Raw genomic sequence first — 19394 nt, forward strand, 5'->3', positions numbered from 1 at the left:
AGAATGACTGATACCATGGCGGCGAAGAAACGAGGATTGGGCGAGCGCGGGCTGGGAGCCCTGCTGGCCGGATCCAGGGTTAACCTGGATCAGGAACTGAAAGACCACGACGGTGAGTTGCGACAGGTTCCCATCGATCTGATCCAGCGCGGCCGCTTTCAGCCACGTCGTGATATGGATCCCGCCGCTCTGCAGGAACTGGCGGATTCGATCCGTCAGCAAGGCGTGATGCAGCCTGTAGTGGTGAGGCCCATTGCCGAAGGCCGGTATGAGCTGATCGCCGGGGAGCGTCGTTGGCGTGCCACCCAGATGGCGGAACTGGACAGCATACCCGCTATTATCCGGGATGTTCCCGATGAAGCGGCCATCGCCATGGCGCTTATCGAGAACATTCAACGCGAAAACCTCAACCCTATTGAGGAAGCCTTCGCCCTTCAGCGCCTGCAGGAAGAGTTTGGCCTCACCCAGGCCCAGGTGGCCGAGGCTGTGGGTAAATCCCGCACCACCATCACTAACCTTCTGCGTCTGATAGGTCTGACCGAAGATGTGCGTCTGATGCTGGAACACGGCGATCTCGAAATGGGCCATGGTCGCGCTATGCTGACACTCTCGCCGGAACAGCAGATGCAGGTCGCAAAACAGGTGGTCGCCAAGTCGCTGTCAGTGAGGCAGACTGAAGCGCTTGTGCGCCGGGTTCAGCAGGAAACGGAAACCGGGAAACCGGCTAAATCAGAGGCCATCGATCCCAACATCCGTTCCCTGCAGGATGACCTTGCCGAGCGTCTGGGGGCCAAAGTGTCCATTGCCCACGGGCAACGTGGCAAAGGTAAACTGGTCATTGAGTACAGTTCACTGGACGAGCTGGACGGTATTCTGGGCCATATCCGGTAAATCGGAAATAAAATCAGCGCCTTGACTAAATAGCTGAAAACCACCATATGTCGTGATACTAAAAGACGGCAGCCACAAGTTGTGTGATAGTTGCAGGTTTCTGGTACTATTCTGGTGAAATTTTGGCCAGGTTTCGCGCATAGGCTGGTTGAACACCTATTGCTTAAAACATATAATTTCGCGCGATTGGAATGATGGCTGGTGAAATGAAACCTCGGCGACACCAAATAACCTACGTTCCTTTGGCTCGCTGGTTGATCATTGAGTTCACAGGGCTTGTTGTTATCAGCCTGATCTGGTCGCTTCAAAGCTTTTTGGCCGGTTATTCCGCATTTATCGGCGGTCTTATTTTCATTGTGCCAAATGCCTGGTTTGTACATCGGGTTTATCGTTATCAGGGCGCCCGTCAAACGCGTCTTATGGTGGGAAATCTATTTCGGGCGGAATCCACCAAAATCGCCCTGACCGCTGTCTTTTTCGCGGCTGTATTCACTTTAATGGAGCCGGTACATGTGCCGGCTCTGTTATTCACTTTTGCTGTGATGGTTGTAACAGGTGGTGCACTGCGCTGGCTGATACGACCGCAAACACGGCGATGACTGGACGAGAGCAGAATGGCTGATACCCCAGTAGAGTATATAAAGCACCACCTCCAGAACCTGACGTATGGAAAGCTGGAAGCAGGCTATGAGCGCTTCGACGGCACCGTCGTGAGCGAAACCGGCTGGACCTTCGCGCGTACCGCTCAAGAAGCGTCTGACATGGGGTTCATGGCCATACACGTAGATACCTTGGGCTGGTCAATAGCCATGGGCGTGTTGTTCCTGGGGCTGTTTCGGTTTGTCGCCACTCGCGTCACCACGGGTGTACCGGGCGCGCTGCAGAACCTGGTGGAAATCACCGTTGAGTTTATTGAAAACCTGGTAAAAGACGGCTTTCATGCCCGTAACCCGCTGATCGCGCCACTGGCATTGACCATCTTCGTGTGGATTTTGCTCATGAACGTGCTCAAGCTGATCCCGGTGGATTATATTCCGACGATTGCACACGCCATGGGTCTTGAATACTTCAAGATCGTGCCTACCACCGACCCCAATGCCACCTTCGGCATGTCGATTGGCGTATTCCTGCTGATTATCTTCTACAGCCTTAAAGTGAAAGGCGTAACCGGTTTCGCCAAGGAACTGGGTATGCAACCGTTCAACCACTGGGCGTTGATCCCGGTTAACCTGGTGCTGGAAATTCTGGTACTGATTGTGAAACCCATCAGCCTGGCGTTGCGTCTGTTCGGTAACATGTACGCCGGTGAAGTTGTGTTTATCCTGATTGCGCTGCTGCCATTGTGGGCACAGTGGACACTGAACGTGCCCTGGGCCATTTTCCATATTCTGGTAATTCCGCTGCAGGCCTTTATTTTCACAATGCTGACAATAGTTTATCTTGCATCGGCACACGAAGAACACTGATTACCCGTTAAAAAGCAAACCCTTAACTATCTGAAAAACTGAGGAGTTCTCAATGGAAATGGTATTTATTGCAGCATCGATCATCATCGGTTTTGGCGCACTGGCCACCGGTATTGGCTTTGGTATTCTGGGCGGCAAGCTGCTTGAAGCTACAGCCCGTCAGCCAGAGATGGCTAACCAGCTGCAGGTTAAAACCTTCATCATGGCTGGTCTGCTGGACGCCGTTCCGATGATCGGTGTTGGTATCGCGATGTACCTGATCTTCGTTGTTGCTGGCTAACACAGCCTCTAGATGCGGGCGCTGTTCTGATCGTCATCAGATCCGGGCGCCCGGTTTTTTGGTCTCCAGCACGCAACGAATAGCAAGAGGTATATTGCCGTGAATATAAACCTTACGTTGATAGGGCAATCGATTGCCTTCGCTATTTTCGTCTGGTTCTGCGTGAAATATGTTTGGCCGCCGATCACGGCTGCCATGCAAGCGCGCCAGAAGAAAATTGCAGATGGTCTTTCTGCTGCTGACCGGGCCTCGCTGGATCTTGAGCTAGCTCAGGAAAAAGCCGCCCAGCAAATGCATCAAGCCAAAGAAGACGCTGCTGCTCTTATCGATCAGGCTAACAAGCGCGCCGCCCAGATTGTGGAATCATCCAAAGACGATGCCCGCAAAGAAGGTGAAAAGCTCATCGAGCAAGCCCGGGCGGAAATTCAACAGGAGCGTGTTCAGGCTCGCGACGCACTCAGAACAGAAGTGGCATTGCTTGCCATTGCCGGTGCCGAGAAGATTCTGGAAACCTCTGTCGATGCCAAAGCTCACAGCGAGATGCTGGACAAGCTGGCAGCACAACTCTAAGCGAGGGTCCCATGGCAGAACTGATTACGTTAGCCCGGCCCTACGCGAAAGCCGTTTTCGATGCCGCTAAAGAGCAAGACACCGTTGGATCCTGGGATCAGGCACTTGCTCTCGTTGGTCTGCTGGCAGCTGACGGCGCTGTGAAGAAAATTCTGGCCAATCCTGGCCTGTCTGAGCAACGGAAGGCAGAACTGTTCTTCGATACTGCTGAAGAACAGATGCCCGAAGCGCTCAGAAACTTCCTGTTGATTCTTGCTGAAAACAAGCGCCTGGCGTTGCTGCCGGAAATTTCAACGCTGTTCACCTTCTACCGCGCCGAACTTGAGCGCACGGTAAATATGAAGGTAAGTACAGCGTTTGAAATGACTCCCGAAGAGCAGCAAAAGCTGGCAGAAGCATTGTCCAGGAAACTGGAGCGTAAAGTCGCCCTGGAAACCGCCGTTGATCGCTCGTTGATCGGTGGCGTGGTGGTAAATACCGGCGATCTGGTTATTGACGCTTCAGTCCGTGGCAAGCTGGCCAAAATGGCTAAAGCTCTGGGCTCCTGATTTCAGCAAAAGGTTTGAGGACAAAGGCATGCAGCAACTGAATCCATCCGAGATCAGTGACATCATTAAAAAGAGAATCGAAAAGCTCGATATCTCTTCTGAAGCAAAAAATGAAGGCACCATTCTGTCTGTTGCAGACGGCATTGTGCTGATTCACGGCCTGGCCGACGTTATGTCTGGCGAAATGATTGAATTTGCCAACGGCTCATTCGGCATGGCGCTGAACCTGGAGCGCGACTCTGTCGGCGCCGTGGTACTGGGCGATTACGAAGACCTGGCCGAAGGCCAGAAAGTCCGTTGCACGGGTCGTATTCTTGAAGTTCCGGTTGGTCCGGAACTGCTGGGCCGCGTTGTTGACGGTCTGGGTAACCCGATCGATGGCAAGGGCGATCTGGGCACCAGCATGACCGAGCCGGTCGAAAAAGTTGCGCCAGGTGTTATTGAGCGTCAGTCCGTTGACGAGCCGGTACAGACCGGCCTGAAAGCCATCGACACCATGGTGCCGATCGGCCGAGGCCAGCGTGAGCTGATCATTGGTGACCGTCAGATCGGTAAGACCGCTGTCGCCATTGACGCGATCATCAACCAGAAGAACACCGGCATTAAGTGTGTCTACGTTGCCATCGGCCAGAAGCAGTCTTCGATTGCTGCGGTTGTACGCAAGCTGGAAGAGCACGGTGCAATGGACCACACCATCGTGGTTGCCGCTGGCGCAGCAGATCCGGCCGCCATGCAGTTTCTGGCGCCTTACTCCGGTACCACCATGGGCGAATACTTCCGCGACCGCGGTGAAGACGCTCTGATCGTATACGATGACCTGTCAAAACAGGCCGTTGCTTACCGTCAAATCTCCCTTCTGCTGCGTCGTCCGCCAGGTCGTGAAGCTTATCCGGGTGACGTTTTCTATCTGCACTCCCGTCTGTTGGAGCGTGCATCCCGTGTAAACGCGGACTACGTTGAGAAGTTCACCAACGGTGAAGTGAAAGGCAAGACCGGTTCTTTGACCGCACTGCCAATCATCGAAACCCAGGCGGGTGACGTGTCGGCTTTCGTACCGACCAACGTAATCTCCATTACCGATGGTCAGATCTTTCTTGAGACCAACCTGTTCAACTCCGGTATTCGTCCGGCGATGAACGCCGGTATTTCGGTATCGCGGGTAGGTGGTGCAGCTCAGACCAAGATCATGAAGAAACTGGGCGGTAACATCCGTCTGGCTCTGGCTCAATACCGCGAGCTTGCAGCTTTTGCCCAGTTCGCCTCGGATCTGGACGATGCTACACGTAAGCAGCTTGAGCACGGTCAGCGCGTTACGGAGTTGATGAAGCAGAACCAGTACAGCCCGATGACTGTGGCTGAAATGGGTACTGTTCTGTACGCCGCCAACGAAGGCTTCCTCGATGATGTAGACGTCACCAAGGTTGTCGACTTTGAAGCCCAGTTGTTGGATTGGGTGCGGGCAGAGCAAAAAGAACTGCTTGAGAAGATCGGTGCCGCCGGCAACTACAACGATGACGTTGCCGCAGATCTCAAAGCTGCGCTGGAGAAATTCAAGACCACTCAAACCTGGTAACACCGCTGGCCCGCTGCGGCGGGCCTGTTGGTCCAAATGAGTGTCTAACTTGAAAGGGCAGTGATCTATGGCCATCGGAAAAGAAATACGTAACCAGATCGGCAGCATCAAGAGCACGCAGAAAATCACCAGCGCCATGGAAATGGTGGCGGCGAGTAAGATGCGCAAAGCTCAGGAACGCATGCGGGCAACGCGGCCTTATGCGCAGAAGATGCGCCAGGTAATTGGACACATTGCCAAGTCCAACAAGGATTACCGTCACCCGTTCATGATTGAGCGTGAGGTGAAACGTGTAGGCTACATCGTTATCTCCTCTGACCGCGGCTTGTGCGGTGGTTTGAACAGCAACGCGTTCAAATTGCTGGTGCGCGAAATGCGTGACTGGAAAGACAAAGGTGTGGCGATTGACCTCTGCGCCATCGGACAGAAAGGCGCTTCGTTTTTCCGCAGCTACGGTGGCAACGTGGTCGCGGCGCTAACGCACATCGGCGACGACCCCAGCGCGGAAGTTCTGATCGGTAACGTCAAGGTGATGCTCGATGCGTTCAGTGACGGGAAAATTGATCGCCTGTACCTGGTGAGTAACGAATTCGTCAACACCATGACGCAAATGCCAAAAGCAGAGCAGTTACTGCCGCTGCCAGAAGGCATGGAAGAAGATATCGGTACCCAGTGGGATTACATTTACGAGCCGGATGCACGTCCGATTCTCGACGGGCTACTGCCACGCTATATTGAGTCCCAGGTGTATCAGGGCGTGGTAGAAAATCTGGCTTGCGAACAGGCTTCCCGAATGATTGCCATGAAGAGTGCTACCGATAACGCCGGTGACATCATCAAAGACTTGCAGTTGGTCTACAACAAAGCTCGTCAGGCAGCCATTACGCAAGAGATTTCGGAAATTGTGAGCGGCGCGGCATCGGTCTGATCCGCCACAATCCTACTGGTATTATTGACTATGAAGATAACGAGGAACCGAGCATGAGTAGCGGACACATCGTTCAGATCATTGGCGCGGTTATCGACGTGGAATTCCCACGTGACGCCGTTCCAGGCATTTACGACGCACTGCTGCTTGAAGGTGGCGAAACAACACTGGAAGTCCAGCAGCAGCTGGGCGACGGCGTTGTTCGCACCATCGCGATGGGCAGCACCGAAGGCCTGAAGCGTGGCCTGAAAGCAGAAAACACACACAAGCCGATTTCGGTACCCGTGGGCACCCAGACGCTGGGCCGCATCATGGACGTTCTGGGCCGCCCTATCGACGAAGCGGGCCCTATCGGTGAAGAAGAGCGTTGGGCTATCCACCGCAAAGCACCCAGTTATGCAGACCAGGCCGCTTCTGCCGACCTGCTGGAAACCGGCATCAAGGTTATCGACCTGATCTGTCCGTTCGCCAAGGGTGGTAAAGTTGGCCTGTTCGGCGGCGCCGGTGTAGGCAAGACCGTTAACATGATGGAGCTGATCAACAACATCGCGAAAGAGCACTCCGGTCTCTCCGTATTCGCAGGTGTTGGTGAGCGGACTCGTGAAGGTAACGACTTCTACTACGAAATGAAGGACTCCAACGTTCTTGATAAAGTAGCGATGGTCTATGGCCAGATGAACGAGCCCCCGGGAAACCGTCTGCGCGTTGCCCTGACCGGTCTCACCATGGCCGAGAAGTTCCGTGACGAAGGTCGTGACGTACTGTTGTTCGTAGACAACATCTACCGTTACACCCTGGCGGGTACCGAGGTATCTGCACTGCTGGGCCGTATGCCTTCAGCGGTAGGTTATCAGCCGACTCTGGCCCAGGAAATGGGTGAGTTGCAGGAGCGTATTACCTCAACCAAGACTGGCTCTATTACATCTATTCAGGCGGTATACGTACCGGCGGATGACTTGACTGACCCGTCTCCGGCCACCACCTTCTCCCACCTTGACGCCACAGTGGTACTGAGCCGTGACATCGCTTCCAAGGGTATTTACCCGGCGATCGATCCGCTTGATTCTACCTCACGTCAGCTGGATCCGCTGGTGATCGGGGAGCAGCATTATACGATTGCCCGTGGTGTGCAGAACGTACTGCAGCGCTACAAGGAACTGAAAGACATTATTGCCATTCTGGGTATGGACGAGCTGTCAGAAGAAGACAAGCAAATCGTTTCCCGCGCCCGTAAGATTGAGCGGTTCCTGTCTCAGCCGTTCCACGTTGCTGAAGTATTCACCGGTTCGCCGGGCAAATATGTGTCTTTGAAAGAGACCATCAGCAGCTTTGAAGGCATCCTTAATGGCGACTATGATGATATGCCTGAGCAGGCATTCTACATGGTTGGCGGCATGGACGAAGCCATCGAAAAAGCGAAGGCCATGAAAGCGAAAGAAGCTAAGTAATCCTCTTTCAATTTCTGACCCAAGAGGCTTAGAGATATGGCTATGACTGTACATTGTGACGTCGTGAGTGCTGAGAAGAAGATTTACTCCGGGCTGGTAGAGATGCTTATCGCTACCGGCACCGAGGGTGAGTTGGGCATTCAGCTTGGCCATGCTCCGTTGCTGTCCGCGCTCAAACCGGGGGCAGTCCGGATCATCAAACAGGGTGGCGAAGAGGAGATTCTGTACGTGTCCGGGGGATACCTGGAAGTACAGCCGAATCTTGTGACCCTGATGGCTGATACGGCGGTGCGTGCGAAAGACGTTGATGAGGCTGCAGCATTGCAGGCTCAGAAAGACGCCGAAGCAACACTGGCGAATAAAACGGGCGAGTTCGAGTATTATCGTGCTGCTGCGGAGCTGGCCGAAGCGGCCGCTCAGTTGCGTACTTTGCAGAAGCTGCGCAAGAACGTTCGCTAGAACGGTTTGCAAGAGCTTGCCCCGAAAAGCCGCATCCCGCATGGGTGGCGGGTGCTGTTTCGCCCTACAAGGTGATTACAGCGCCGGTTTCCATTGCACGGATGCGGCTTTTTTATTGACGTAAATTTTATTGATATTGCTGTTATTGATATCACACAGACCACGTAAAGGGAGCTGTTGCCCCATGTCACCGTTGCACGTTGTAATTCTGGCTGCCGGCCAGGGCTCAAGGATGAAATCATCGCTGCCGAAGGTGCTGCACAAGGTGGCGGGGCGACCCATGCTTCATCACGTGATCGATACGGCACTGACTCTGGGTGCCGAGAGCATACATGGGGTGATTGGACACGGTGCTGATCAGGTAAAGGCTGCTACTAAAGCGCACAATGTTAGCTGGGTGATGCAGGACCAGCAGTTGGGGACCGGCCACGCGGTCGCCCAGACATTGCCGGAATTACCGGATGATGCCCGGGTGTTGGTGCTATACGGTGACGTACCGCTGACGACTGCGGAAACGCTACAGGGGCTGGTTCAGAATCTTGATGAGCAAACCCTGGGGTTGTTGACCGTTACTCTCGATAACCCCCAGGGCTATGGCCGTATCCTGCGCGACGAGGCCGGAAACGTCACTGCGATTGTGGAGCAAAAAGACGCCAGCGTTGAACAGCTGGCGATTTGCGAAGTAAATACCGGCATTCTCGCCGTCAGTGCGCGGCGTCTGAAAACCTGGTTGCCGCAGCTGTCCAGCAGCAATGCCCAGGGTGAGTATTACCTCACCGACATCATTGCCATGGCGGTGCAGGCTGGTATGGCGGTGAACGTAGCCCAACCGGGGAATCCATTTGAAGTGCAGGGCGTCAATAACCGCCTGCAGCTGGCCGAGCTTGAGCGTTGGTATCAGAGCCGGGAAGCCGAGCGTCTGATGACTGAGGGCGCGACGCTTGCTGATCCGGCACGGGTAGATGTGCGCGGCCAACTCACCATTGGCAACGACGTACTGATTGATGTGAACGTGGTGTTTAACGGTAAGGTGACTCTGGGCAGCCATGTGTCCATCGGGCCAGGTTGTGTGATTACCGATGCCAATATAGCTGATGGTGCTCAGATTCATGCCCACAGCGTAATCGAGCAAGCCAGTGTGGGCCCCAACGCCCAGGTCGGACCGTTTGCGCGCTTGCGCCCCGGCACACAGCTGGCCGCTAACACCAAGGTGGGTAATTTTGTTGAAACCAAAAAAGCGATCGTCGGTGAAGGGAGCAAAATTAACCATCTCAGCTACGTTGGTGATGCTACGCTGGGAACCGATGTGAACGTGGGTGCAGGCACAATCACCTGCAACTATGATGGTGTAAATAAATACCAGACAGTGTTGGGCGATAGCGTGTTTGTTGGTTCCAACAGCTCGCTGGTTGCGCCCGTTACGGTTGCCGCTGGCGCCACGATTGGTGCCGGCTCCACCATCACCAGGGATGTGCCCGAACAACAACTGGCAGTGGCCAGGGGCCGGCAGCGCAACATCTCCAGTTGGCAGAAGCCGGAAAAACACTGAGTAAGAATTTTTTCCAGACTTTTTACCCTCAGTTTTATTACGAACAGGACAAGCAGCATGTGTGGCATTGTAGGTGCGGTTTCAGAACGGGACGTTCAGGGCATTCTTCTTGAAGGCCTGCGCCGCCTCGAGTACCGGGGATACGATTCTGCCGGTATGGCAGTTCTGGACGGCAAAAGCGTTGTTCAGCGCGCTCGGGAAGTCGGCAAGGTAGCATCGCTGGCTGCTGCTATCGAAACCAATCCGCTGTCAGGCTACCTGGGCATTGCCCATACTCGCTGGGCAACTCATGGAGAGCCTTCACAGCTCAACGCCCACCCGCACATGTCTGGCGACCACCTGGCCATCGTTCACAACGGAATTATCGAGAACTATCAGGAGTTGCGTGAAGAGCTGAGGGCCGACGGCTTTGAGTTTACCTCACAAACCGATACCGAAGTGGTCGTGCACCTGATCGAAAAGAACTACCGTGAACTGGGCAAGCTATACGATGCTGTGAAGACCTCCATTACCCGTCTTCGCGGGGCCTATGCTCTGGCCGTCGTGCATGCCGAAGAGCCCGATCACATGGTGGTGTGCAGGGAAGGTAGCCCGCTGGTCGTGGGCGTGGGTATCGGCGAGAACTTTATCGCTTCGGACCAGCTTGCATTGCTTCCCGTGACCGACCGTTTCATGTTTCTGGAAGAGGGCGATCTTGCCGATATTCGCCGCGACAGCGTTGAGATTCATGATCGTGAGGGTACGCGGGTAGAGCGTGTCATCAGCCGTTTTGAACACAGTGCAGACTCAGCAGACAAAGGCGAATACCGACACTTCATGCTCAAGGAAATCAACGAGCAGCCAAGGGTCATCAAGGCCACCATGGAAGGCCGTGTGACAGAGTCGCGGGTACTGGAGCAGGCGCTTGGTACGGCGGCTGGAGACCTGTTGAAAGATATCCGCCACGTTCAGATCATTGCCTGTGGCACCAGCTATCACGCCGGAATGGTGGCCCGCTACTGGATTGAAGATCTGGCGGGCGTACCTTGCTCCGTGGAGGTGGCTTCCGAGTTCCGCTATCGCAAGCACGTGATCCAGAAAGACACGCTGTTTCTGTGCATTTCCCAGTCCGGTGAAACGGCTGATACCCTGGCGGCGCTGCGTCAGGCCAAAAAAGCCGGCTTCCGTGCCGCGCTGGCCATCTGTAACGTGCCGGGTAGCTCGCTGGTGCGGGAATCCGATCTTGTGATCATGACCCAAGCTGGGCCGGAAATTGGTGTTGCCTCCACGAAAGCTTTTACCACCCAGTTGGTAGCCCTGCTGATTTTCACCTTGGCACTGGCTCGTAAAAACGGCCTCAGCGAAGAGCGGGAAGCGGAAATAGTTAAAGCTCTGCATCGGGTGCCCGGTCAGGTCAGCGATGTGCTGGCGCTGGACGGTGAGATTGCAGAGATGTCCAAGCGGTTTATGGACAAAAACCACGCCTTGTTCCTGGGCCGTGGTTCTCAGTTTCCGGTAGCGATGGAAGGCGCGCTGAAACTGAAAGAAATCTCTTACATCCACGCTGAAGCCTATCCCGCCGGCGAACTGAAGCATGGGCCGCTGGCACTGGTGGACAGCGAAATGCCCGTGATTACAGTTGCACCCAATAACAGCATGGCCGAGAAGCTAAAATCGAATCTGGAAGAAGTTCGTGCCCGTGGTGGTGAACTGTTCGTGTTTGCTGATCGTGCCGCGAATGTGAAGCCGGAAGAAAACACCCACGTAGTGCAGTTGCCGGAAGTGCACGAAATCACAGCTCCAATTGTCTATACCGTCCCGTTACAGCTGCTTTCGTACCACGTGGCAGTGCTCAAGGGCACGGATGTGGACCAGCCCAGAAACCTGGCGAAAAGCGTAACGGTTGAGTAGTCTGGCACCCCGCTTGAGAGCAATGTAAGCCGACACGTTCACTAGAGTAAAAAAGGCCTCCTGCCGGAATAAGAACAGCAGGAGGCCTTTTTAATGGTGGACCAGGTCATCAGGGTGCACGAAGCCCACTTTCAAATCGCTGTCTGTCTGCCTGAACGGTCTTTATCAGTAGGCTTTGTATGGGAGAAACTTGCCAGACAAAACCACATTTACGCGATCGCCTTTGGGGTCATCTTCGCGCTGAATATCCATCGAAAAATCGATGGCGCTCATAATGCCGTCACCGAATTCTTCATGGATCAATTCTTTGATCGTACTGCCGTAGACGTTAACAATTTCGTACCAGCGATAGATCAGCGGGTCGGTAGGAACCGCAGTGGGAAGCGAGCCTTTGTAAGGAGCCACCTGAAGCCAGGCAACCGCTTCGTCACTGAGTTCGAATAGCTCACCGACCTTTTCAGCCTGCTCCTTGTTCATCGCCATCTGGCCAAGGCAAGCAGACGTAGTCCATTCTTTGGACAAACCAATGGTCTCTGCCACGGTGCTCCACTTGATGTCTTTGAGCACTTTGGCGGACATAATCATCTGGGTTACTTCATCGCGGCTATTAATCATAATGGCTTCCTTCTGTTTGTGGGGTTATTCGAACGTATTGGTGTAAGACGTATCGGGACGAATCCTGTTCTCACGCTCAGGCGGCCCGGCTCTGGGCTGAGGTGCCTATTTTCATCTGCGAGATCTTCTGACTACCCAGGTATTGTTCCATAACGAGTTCGTTGGCATCTTGCGAAATGATCCTCCAGGTCCCTTCAGCCACGGGCCGACCATGCAAAATCACGGGCATTGCACGGGTTTTCAGCCTTATGACCGGTTGGGTATGCTGGTACTTCACGGTGTCCAAACCGAATATCGCGTGAGCGATTGCTTGCGCCTGATGTTTTATAGGTTCAATAAAGCGACAGGGCATTCCGTCGATGCTGATGCAATCACCCAGTGCGTATATATTCGGATCACTGGTGCAGAGCGTTTTGGGGTCCACAGCAAGGCCAGACTCGAAACGCAGATTTGCCTGCAGGGCCAGCCGGTTGTCAGTGGATAATCCAGTGGCTGCGACGACGTGATCGACTTCAATAGAGGGGCCGGCTTTAAGCTCGACAATTCGCTTGCCGCTTTCACGTTCCTTAACGCCGGCAACATCAACACCACCGTGATAAGTGATGCCAAGGCTGGTCAGGCTTTTGACCAGTCGAGATGAGGCTTCTTCAGGCAACAGCCCGGCCAGCGGGGAGGTGTTGCGATCAAGAAGAGTAACCTTGTGTCCTGCGTGAGCGAAATCTTCAGCTAGCTCGCATCCGATCATACCGGCACCCACAATGGCCACCGCTTTGCTGCCTCCGGCAAGCGCCTGCTGCAGGCCCGACCAGCCCGCCAGTTCATTGACCCGCCAACACAAGGAGGGTGGGAGCTGGGGAGGAAGGACAGGTTTGGCGCCCTGAGCCAGAACCAGCTGTGTGTAATTCAGGGGCCCCCGCGAGGTACGTAGCTGCCGCAGAGCCGGGCTTAGACCAACTGCGAATGTATCAGCTATCAGCTGAACACCGAGTCGATGGGCAGCTTCATATCCGGTCTCGCGGATTAACGCCGATTTATCGGAGCCGCGGCTGATTGCGACAGAGAGTTCGGGCTTGTGATACAGGTCACCATTGCAAGCGCTGACCAGGGTAATGGGCACTGTCGGGTTCAGCGTGCGGAGCGCCTCCACCGTGGACCAGCCAGCGACCCCCGCACCTACAACGACAATCCCGGGTTCACGGTTGAATTGCATGGGCTGATCGGAAACGGGAATTTCCTGGCGCTCAAACAGCTCGAAATCTGTCTTGGTAACGCCACACAGGGGGCATTCCCAGTCGTCGGGAATATCCTCAAAGCGGGTGCCCGGTGCGAGTCCGCTATCCGGATCCCCCAGCTCTTCGTCATAGATCAGTCCACATGCAAGGCAAATGTACTGTCTCCAGGGCATGGACTTGTCGAAGGCCTGCTTGCTCATGCTGGTACCTCTTCACGCATTTGTTTTGCCATCTCCCACCTCAGGTGCTTGAGCGCAGGTGTGACGATAGCGACGAAGTGTGCCTCACGTATTCGGCGTTGCGGCGACGAGTTCATCAGGTAACCCCGCGCACCCTGGTGAAGAAGTGCTGACTGGGATGCCTTCAGTACCAGTTCAGACCCCCATGCACGCAAATCGAGCACATCGAGAAGGAATTCTTTGGAGTCGTCAAACGGGGTTTTGCAGAGCTTCGAAGTTTGGGCAGCGATTTCCTCAAACTCAGCCTGAAGCTCGTCCGGGCGATCGTGCAGATACCGGTTTACATGACCAAGTGAAGGCTCGACCTCGCGGGCGGAATCGATGGAGCCCTGAATAACACCGGCAGCCATGCCAACCTGCAACAGAATGAACGCGGCCCGAACGCGCTGAATAAAGGGACGGGCAGGATCCGCAATCATCTGATCTTCGCTGACGAAATAATCGATCAGCGGTACAGCCCAGGTGCTGGTGCCTTCCATTCCGGAAAACTCCGGGCATTTCCTGAGTTGCACGCGCTCGTCCAGATCCAGCAGGAACATAATCTCATGGGAACGGGTGCCATCATCGCGGTCGACGGCGGCGATTACGCCACAGTATTGCCCTGGGGCAATATGACTGACCCAGGGCAAGGTACCACTGACGCTGTAACCCCCCGGTACCTTTTTGGCTTTCAGAGCCATTTTTTCGATGCCAGTGAATGCTTTCATCGGGTTGGAGAGAGCGGTTCCACCGAAGGTGCGCCCGGCTGCGTGATCGGGCAAGCGGGCCAGCAGTGCCGGGTTGCCTGATTGCTCCATGTAGAGCCCGCAAACGTCATGGCACCAGGTCATAAAACCGGTGGACCCACAGTGCCGGCTGATTTCCTGCATTGACGCCACTGCCAGACCATAACGAGAGCCGTATTGGTCAAGATGACCGGCGAAAGCGCCTGCCTGACCGAGGTTTGCCATGATATCCAGCGGGTAGTAACCCTCATGGTCGATTCGGTAGGCTGCCGGGGCGAGCTGTTCACGCCCGATCATGCCGACATCAGCGAGAACCTGCGAATCGTCAGCCCAAAGGGCCAGGTTTGAAGAGACTGCGACGCTGTTCATGGCATTCCTCCCTTATCAGTTAAAAGTAATCAGTCCATCATGCTGATGCTGAACGGGATGGGGTTGCGCATGCTGTTGGCGACGGGTGAGAAGTAGTTGGCCTTCTCGACAATCTCGTCCAGCTCCTCACGAGATGCGTCACCTTCGATGAGAACCTTGACGCGGATTTCCTGAAAGCCCATTTGTTCCGGTGTGCGATCCGCACCACCGGCCCCCCAGGCTGCACTGTTGCCAATGTCTGCCTCCAGAAAAACTTCCAGACGGCTCAGCTTGACCTGCTTCCAGGTCGCTACTGCGGTGATGCCAACGCAAAGGCAGCCACCTAGACCAGACAGCACGATTTCGCCTGGCGCCGGCGCGGTATCTTCTCCGAACAAATGCAGTGGTTCATCAACTACAACTTCGTGTTGGTTAACGTGGCTGACGGTGCGGTACTGACCATCGGTGATAGTGTGGACTTTGTTGGTGCCGCGATTCTCCGGGTTATTTCTACCTTTCTCCGCAAAAGCTGATAAGCCGTCGCGGTCGATCGAACGAAGGTAAGTGGAAACGGTTTTCGGTGCGGTTGCAGTGTTCATGGCTTTTTTCTCCGGTTGAATTGGAAAACCTGGGTGCATTGTTACGAATGCTTCCAGCTTTGCTTTAAAGATTGCACGGAGTGTGCCAGAACAATAAAACTTACAAAAAACAAAAACTTATACTTAAGTTCCCGGTAAGTACGACAACATTGGAATGCTTTGGCAATGAATGTAAGTCTGACAATGTCAGACAATCAAGAGGTTGATGTGGCGAAAGTCAGACTTTTGATCCGAGAGTAAGCTTGCAGGCCGTGTGCTCGACGCCCAGCTTTTCCATCCTGTAGCGAAACTGCCGTGGTGTCATATTCAAAATGGCGGCTGCTCGGGTTTTATTACCCCGTGTTCTTTCCAGTGCTTCTTCAATTGCTCGGGATTCGTCTTCACGCACCCAACTGTATGGGCGCCCCTGTGCTGACGCCGTAGGGGCTTCAAGATCAGGGGCTCTCGATACGGACGATGATGAAGATGCCTGCATCGCTTCCAGTGGGTTGTTGATAGCAGACTCTTGGAGCAGGATCATTTCGATATCCTGAATACTTATGGCGCCGTTCAGTGCTGTGAGAACAGAACGTTTGATGACGTTTTCCAGCTGCCGAATATTCCCTGGCCAGTTGTAACTCTCCAACCGTTCCATCACGCCGTGTCCGAAAACGGTGTAGCGGCTGTAATCCCGGTTTGCTGACATCAGGAAGTGGCGTGCGAGTAACTGAACGTCACCAGCTCGCTTTCGCAAGGGAGGAAGATGAATGGGAAACACGTTAAGTCGATAGAAGAGATCCAGGCGGAACGTGCCTCTATTAACCGCTTCCTGAAGGTTTTTATGGGTGGCCGTTATGATTCGCACGTCGACAGGAATATCCCTGACGCCACCTACACGCTGTATGATCTGGCCTTCAAGTACACGCAGCAGCTTGGATTGGAGTTCCAGATTCAGATCGCCGATTTCATCCAGGAAAAGAGTGCCGCCGTTTGCCAGTTCAATTTTACCCTGCTTCGCGGATGTTGCTCCTGTAAAGGCGCCGCGTTCGTGCCCGAAAAGTTCGGATTCGAGCAACTGTTCGGGGATAGCGGCGCAGTTAATTGCAAGAAAGGGGCTGTCTTTGCGCGCGCTATTCAGGTGCAAAGCCTGTGAAAAGCGCTCTTTACCGGTTCCTGATTCACCGGTGATCAGCACGGTTACCGGCGTGTTGGCGACACGGGCTATCTGGTTGAGCGCATCATGAATGGCCGGACTCTCGCCAAGTATGCCGTGATTAGCATACTTGTTCTGTAGCGCGTCTTTCAGTTCGCGGTTCTCTTCCTGCAGATAACTGGTTCGCTCATCGATGAGGTTATTAATCTTGATAATCTGAGCGATAAAAGTGGCCAGAATCCGAAGAATAACCAGATCGGCATCGAGTGGACGAGGGCGCATGCGCAGGCGGTGGGCCGCAAGAACCCCGGTTGGAGTATCGCCATCCATGATTGGAACGGCAATATAGGCGACCATGTTGTCAGGAAGGGTGGTTCGCTCGATGGCCCGGAAAAGATAACCGGTATCGTCGTCGATATTCTGCACTACCGCCAGTTTCCCGGTTTTCATGACCTTTCCGGTAATGCCTTCTCCGTATTTGTAGCGGCCCTTCTGGCGCTCAGCGCCAGTGAGACCATAGCTGTAGCGGATGTGCAGGTCAGAATTGGCGGCGGAGGGCAGTAATACCCTGCCTCTGTTCAGGCCGAGCATCTGGGACATCAGCCTTAAGGTGCTGGTGATCGCTATTTCAGGTGTGGCTGAATGTCCGATTAATTTGGCCGCTTCATGCAGTACCGAAAGGTCGGAGCCTGCAGTGTCTGCACTGGAGTGAGTAGTGCTCGTAAGATCGGTGTCGCCCATTTCGTTCATCATATTGTCTGCCAATGTTGGAATAGGCTCATGCAAATTGTGCACCGGTGTTCGACATTGTGCGATTTGGCGGGAAGGTCTGCTGGCCCCGGCGACAGGCACGGGGCACTAAGAATAGCTGGCTCTGATGTTCACTCGGCATGCCAGTTGAAGCGTTTGATCAACAGGTTGCAGACGCTGTCCAATCCGTAACCAATGATGCCAATGACAAGAACGACTGCCGCAAGGTAATCGTAGGAGAGGGTATCTCGTGCATCGTTAATGGCGTAACCCAGGCCGCTGGTGACCCCCAGGTATTCGGCCGGTACAAGGACAACCCATGCCACACCGACCGCTAATCGAATGCCTGCCATTACGTCAGTCATGATGGCCGGCAGGATGATACGGCGCAGCATTTGAGTGCCCGAAGCCCCAAGGTTGCGTGCGACCTTGAACCAGTTGGGGTCGATTCGGCGCACTCCGTGAGCTGTCGAAAATATTATGGGCCAGACGGTCGCCATTACGAGCAGGAATATAATGGCAGAGTCCCAGGTTTCGAATGCCATCACCGCAATTGGCATCCAGGCAAGCGGGCTGATCATACGAAGGAACTGGAAAGGAACATTGGCAACCTTGAGGGCGACACCAATATAACCGATGGTGACACCTACAGGGACGCCGATCGCAATACCCCACGTCAATCCAACAAGAATTCGATAGAGGCTCGATGTTATCGGTGCCCAGATCTCACCGCTGGCTACCAGATCATAGAGCGCATGGAAGGCAGGAGCGGGCGCGAAGGCCGAGAACGCACTCAGGTTTTCATTGTTCTCAATGAGTAAACCGCCAACCCACCAGAGTGCGAGCAACCCTGTAATGCCCATGGCGGGGTACTGGAGGTTGCTGAGGAGGCGAATAAGCTTCGCTGGACCTAAGAGCGAGACGGCACTGTTCATGGGTGTTGTCGTGCTGGCACTCATAGCTTGACGACCTCTTCACGCGCAAATGGGTCAGCTGCATTGAAGCCGGGTGCGTCCTCCCATCCTGAATGTGCCTCCATCGCGGCTTTAACGAAGCGATAATCAACGAGGTCCTCGGCGACAAAGTCCGCATCAAGATCCTGCAGGAACGAGGTGTCACCGCCCACCAGAGTGCGTTTGAGTTCATTGACGATCAGCTTAGTGGCCGATGGGAATGGCCAGGGTTGGAAATCAATGCGCCCACTGCCCCATTCGGGATGCTGGATGGCGTCGGGCTTTCCGTAGCTCTCATCATCGTAGTCCGTCATCGCTTTCTCAACGATATCAGCTTTCATAGGAAGATAGCGCTTGCCGTCCCGGGACATCATTTCTGCTACTTCCTTTTTGTTCTGCTGGGCGTAAATTTGAGCTTTCACAATGGCGTTCATAACCTTTTGGGTCCACTCAGGGTTCGCGTTAACCTGTTGCTCATTCATGCAAACAACGCAGCAAGGATGGTTGCGCCAAATATCCCCGGTGAAGCGCAGCATCTTGGCGCCGGCCAGCATCTCGCCAGCGGCATTGAACGGTTCAGCAACGATGTAACCGTCAATTTTTCTCGCTGCCAGAGCTGGAGGCATATCCGGTGGAGGCATGATCTGAAGGTTGACTTCGTTGGCGGCGAGCTGCTCACCCTGACCTTTGATGACCGGGGTCAGGCCAGCGTGTCGCAAGCCCATCTGCAATACGATGTTGTGCATGGAGTACCAGTAGGGTACGGCGATTTGCTTACCACCAAGGTCTGCGAATTTCTCCGCCCCCACGTCCTTGCCAACGACCAGTCCGGAGCCATTCAGGTGCGCCCAGGACATGATCTTGACCGGGAAGCCGTTGTTGTAACGCATCCAGATCGGTATGGGTTTGAGGAAGTGGACCAGGTTGAACTTGCCTGCGGCAAAGCCTTCGACCAGTGGTGACCATCCCCTGATCAGAGTAGGGGGTTCCGATTTAAGCCCTTGCTCCTTGAAAAAGCCCATTTCGTGAGCCACCAGGAGCACTGTTGCGTCGGTGATTGGCAGATAGCCAATACGCACCACTTCGTCTGCAGGAGGCTGTATGCTGGCCCAAGCCGGGTTGCTGGCGGCGAGCCCGAAGCCGGCAGCCAAACCGCCTAGCGCAAGAGCGTCAAGCAGGAAATCTCTTCGGCCCATCTC

The 19394-nt window shown here is 54.5% G+C and carries 19 protein-coding genes; 12 read left to right on the forward strand and 7 right to left on the reverse strand.

Annotated elements, in window-relative coordinates; translation table 11 throughout:
• Positions 1 to 15: 15 nt before the first annotated feature.
• The 12 genes from FFI90_RS07560 (at position 16) to glmS (ending at position 11602) form a co-directional block, all read left to right on the forward strand.
• Positions 16 to 891, forward strand: a complete 876-nt coding sequence (locus tag FFI90_RS07560; RefSeq protein WP_144778272.1) for a ParB/RepB/Spo0J family partition protein — start codon at positions 16 to 18, stop codon at positions 889 to 891.
• Positions 892 to 1097: 206 nt separating this feature from the next.
• Positions 1098 to 1490 carry an ATP synthase subunit I gene (locus tag FFI90_RS07565; RefSeq protein WP_144777340.1) on the forward strand — a complete coding sequence of 131 codons (393 nt, stop codon included), beginning with the start codon at positions 1098 to 1100 and terminating at the stop codon, positions 1488 to 1490.
• A 15-nt stretch (positions 1491 to 1505) separates the two neighbouring features.
• Complete coding sequence (gene atpB, locus FFI90_RS07570) at positions 1506 to 2357, forward strand: F0F1 ATP synthase subunit A (protein ID WP_144777341.1); 852 nt, start codon at positions 1506 to 1508, stop codon at positions 2355 to 2357.
• Between the two features lie 52 nt (positions 2358 to 2409).
• Positions 2410 to 2637, forward strand: a complete 228-nt coding sequence (atpE, locus tag FFI90_RS07575) for a F0F1 ATP synthase subunit C (protein WP_144777342.1) — start codon at positions 2410 to 2412, stop codon at positions 2635 to 2637.
• Positions 2638 to 2736: 99 nt separating this feature from the next.
• Positions 2737 to 3207: a F0F1 ATP synthase subunit B gene (locus FFI90_RS07580; RefSeq protein WP_144777343.1), complete on the forward strand. Its 471-nt coding sequence runs from the start codon at positions 2737 to 2739 to the stop codon at positions 3205 to 3207.
• An 11-nt stretch (positions 3208 to 3218) separates the two neighbouring features.
• On the forward strand, positions 3219 to 3755 hold the full coding sequence (locus FFI90_RS07585) for a F0F1 ATP synthase subunit delta (protein WP_144777344.1): 537 nt from the start codon (positions 3219 to 3221) through the stop codon (positions 3753 to 3755).
• Between the two features lie 28 nt (positions 3756 to 3783).
• Positions 3784 to 5328: a F0F1 ATP synthase subunit alpha gene (gene atpA, locus FFI90_RS07590; RefSeq protein ID WP_144777345.1), complete on the forward strand. Its 1545-nt coding sequence runs from the start codon at positions 3784 to 3786 to the stop codon at positions 5326 to 5328.
• 67 nt (positions 5329 to 5395) lie between these two features.
• Positions 5396 to 6256 carry a F0F1 ATP synthase subunit gamma gene (atpG, locus tag FFI90_RS07595; protein ID WP_144777346.1) on the forward strand — a complete coding sequence of 287 codons (861 nt, stop codon included), beginning with the start codon at positions 5396 to 5398 and terminating at the stop codon, positions 6254 to 6256.
• A gap of 53 nt (positions 6257 to 6309) precedes the next feature.
• Positions 6310 to 7704, forward strand: coding sequence for a F0F1 ATP synthase subunit beta (gene atpD, locus FFI90_RS07600; RefSeq protein ID WP_144777347.1), 1395 nt, complete (start codon positions 6310 to 6312; stop codon positions 7702 to 7704).
• 36 nt (positions 7705 to 7740) lie between these two features.
• Complete coding sequence (locus tag FFI90_RS07605) at positions 7741 to 8163, forward strand: F0F1 ATP synthase subunit epsilon (RefSeq protein WP_098422563.1); 423 nt, start codon at positions 7741 to 7743, stop codon at positions 8161 to 8163.
• A gap of 184 nt (positions 8164 to 8347) precedes the next feature.
• Positions 8348 to 9712, forward strand: a complete 1365-nt coding sequence (gene glmU / locus FFI90_RS07610) for a bifunctional UDP-N-acetylglucosamine diphosphorylase/glucosamine-1-phosphate N-acetyltransferase GlmU (protein WP_144777348.1) — start codon at positions 8348 to 8350, stop codon at positions 9710 to 9712.
• Between the two features lie 57 nt (positions 9713 to 9769).
• The gene (gene glmS, locus FFI90_RS07615; RefSeq protein WP_144777349.1) at positions 9770 to 11602 is read left to right on the forward strand and encodes a glutamine--fructose-6-phosphate transaminase (isomerizing); all 1833 of its coding nucleotides are present in this window, start codon (positions 9770 to 9772) and stop codon (positions 11600 to 11602) included.
• A 165-nt stretch (positions 11603 to 11767) separates the two neighbouring features.
• On the opposite strand, the gene cynS is transcribed toward glmS, so the two are convergent.
• The 7 genes from cynS to FFI90_RS07650 all read right to left on the reverse strand — a co-directional run bounded on the left by cynS (position 11768) and on the right by FFI90_RS07650 (position 19391).
• Complete coding sequence (gene cynS, locus FFI90_RS07620; RefSeq protein ID WP_144777350.1) at positions 11768 to 12217, reverse strand: cyanase; 450 nt, start codon at positions 12215 to 12217, stop codon at positions 11768 to 11770.
• Between the two features lie 76 nt (positions 12218 to 12293).
• Positions 12294 to 13649: an FAD-dependent oxidoreductase gene (locus FFI90_RS07625; RefSeq protein ID WP_144777351.1), complete on the reverse strand. Its 1356-nt coding sequence runs from the start codon at positions 13647 to 13649 to the stop codon at positions 12294 to 12296.
• Positions 13646 to 14782 carry an acyl-CoA dehydrogenase family protein gene (locus tag FFI90_RS07630; RefSeq protein ID WP_144777352.1) on the reverse strand — a complete coding sequence of 379 codons (1137 nt, stop codon included), beginning with the start codon at positions 14780 to 14782 and terminating at the stop codon, positions 13646 to 13648. Before FFI90_RS07630 ends, FFI90_RS07625 begins: the two co-directional genes overlap by 4 nt.
• 29 nt (positions 14783 to 14811) lie before the next feature.
• Positions 14812 to 15360, reverse strand: a complete 549-nt coding sequence (locus tag FFI90_RS07635) for an OsmC family protein (protein WP_144777353.1) — start codon at positions 15358 to 15360, stop codon at positions 14812 to 14814.
• Between the two features lie 217 nt (positions 15361 to 15577).
• The gene (locus FFI90_RS07640) at positions 15578 to 17278 is read right to left on the reverse strand and encodes a sigma 54-interacting transcriptional regulator (RefSeq protein WP_222120500.1); all 1701 of its coding nucleotides are present in this window, start codon (positions 17276 to 17278) and stop codon (positions 15578 to 15580) included.
• A gap of 95 nt (positions 17279 to 17373) precedes the next feature.
• Positions 17374 to 18201 carry an ABC transporter permease gene (locus FFI90_RS07645; protein WP_144777354.1) on the reverse strand — a complete coding sequence of 276 codons (828 nt, stop codon included), beginning with the start codon at positions 18199 to 18201 and terminating at the stop codon, positions 17374 to 17376.
• Positions 18198 to 19391: an ABC transporter substrate-binding protein gene (locus FFI90_RS07650; protein ID WP_186317975.1), complete on the reverse strand. Its 1194-nt coding sequence runs from the start codon at positions 19389 to 19391 to the stop codon at positions 18198 to 18200. Before FFI90_RS07650 ends, FFI90_RS07645 begins: the two co-directional genes overlap by 4 nt.
• Positions 19392 to 19394 lie beyond the last annotated feature (3 nt).

The sequence above is a fragment of the Marinobacter maritimus genome (genome assembly GCF_007671675.1).
In the GTDB taxonomy this organism is placed as follows: domain Bacteria; phylum Pseudomonadota; class Gammaproteobacteria; order Pseudomonadales; family Oleiphilaceae; genus Marinobacter; species Marinobacter maritimus.

What these genes read in the sequence shown, in the direction of transcription:
- FFI90_RS07630 (WP_144777352.1), bottom strand. Translation starts at nt 14,782, where the DNA reads ATGAACAGCGTCGCAGTCTCTTCAAACCTGGCCCTTTGGGCTGACGAT.
- FFI90_RS07560 (WP_144778272.1), top strand. Translation starts at nt 16, where the DNA reads ATGGCGGCGAAGAAACGAGGATTGGGCGAGCGCGGGCTGGGAGCCCTG.
- glmS (WP_144777349.1), top strand. Translation starts at nt 9,770, where the DNA reads ATGTGTGGCATTGTAGGTGCGGTTTCAGAACGGGACGTTCAGGGCATT.
- FFI90_RS07605 (WP_098422563.1), top strand. Translation starts at nt 7,741, where the DNA reads ATGGCTATGACTGTACATTGTGACGTCGTGAGTGCTGAGAAGAAGATT.
- FFI90_RS07565 (WP_144777340.1), top strand. Translation starts at nt 1,098, where the DNA reads ATGAAACCTCGGCGACACCAAATAACCTACGTTCCTTTGGCTCGCTGG.
- FFI90_RS07650 (WP_186317975.1), bottom strand. Translation starts at nt 19,391, where the DNA reads ATGGGCCGAAGAGATTTCCTGCTTGACGCTCTTGCGCTAGGCGGTTTG.
- atpG (WP_144777346.1), top strand. Translation starts at nt 5,396, where the DNA reads ATGGCCATCGGAAAAGAAATACGTAACCAGATCGGCAGCATCAAGAGC.
- atpB (WP_144777341.1), top strand. Translation starts at nt 1,506, where the DNA reads ATGGCTGATACCCCAGTAGAGTATATAAAGCACCACCTCCAGAACCTG.
- FFI90_RS07635 (WP_144777353.1), bottom strand. Translation starts at nt 15,360, where the DNA reads ATGAACACTGCAACCGCACCGAAAACCGTTTCCACTTACCTTCGTTCG.
- atpA (WP_144777345.1), top strand. Translation starts at nt 3,784, where the DNA reads ATGCAGCAACTGAATCCATCCGAGATCAGTGACATCATTAAAAAGAGA.
- glmU (WP_144777348.1), top strand. Translation starts at nt 8,348, where the DNA reads ATGTCACCGTTGCACGTTGTAATTCTGGCTGCCGGCCAGGGCTCAAGG.
- atpE (WP_144777342.1), top strand. Translation starts at nt 2,410, where the DNA reads ATGGAAATGGTATTTATTGCAGCATCGATCATCATCGGTTTTGGCGCA.
- cynS (WP_144777350.1), bottom strand. Translation starts at nt 12,217, where the DNA reads ATGATTAATAGCCGCGATGAAGTAACCCAGATGATTATGTCCGCCAAA.
- atpD (WP_144777347.1), top strand. Translation starts at nt 6,310, where the DNA reads ATGAGTAGCGGACACATCGTTCAGATCATTGGCGCGGTTATCGACGTG.
- FFI90_RS07585 (WP_144777344.1), top strand. Translation starts at nt 3,219, where the DNA reads ATGGCAGAACTGATTACGTTAGCCCGGCCCTACGCGAAAGCCGTTTTC.
- FFI90_RS07645 (WP_144777354.1), bottom strand. Translation starts at nt 18,201, where the DNA reads ATGAGTGCCAGCACGACAACACCCATGAACAGTGCCGTCTCGCTCTTA.
- FFI90_RS07625 (WP_144777351.1), bottom strand. Translation starts at nt 13,649, where the DNA reads ATGAGCAAGCAGGCCTTCGACAAGTCCATGCCCTGGAGACAGTACATT.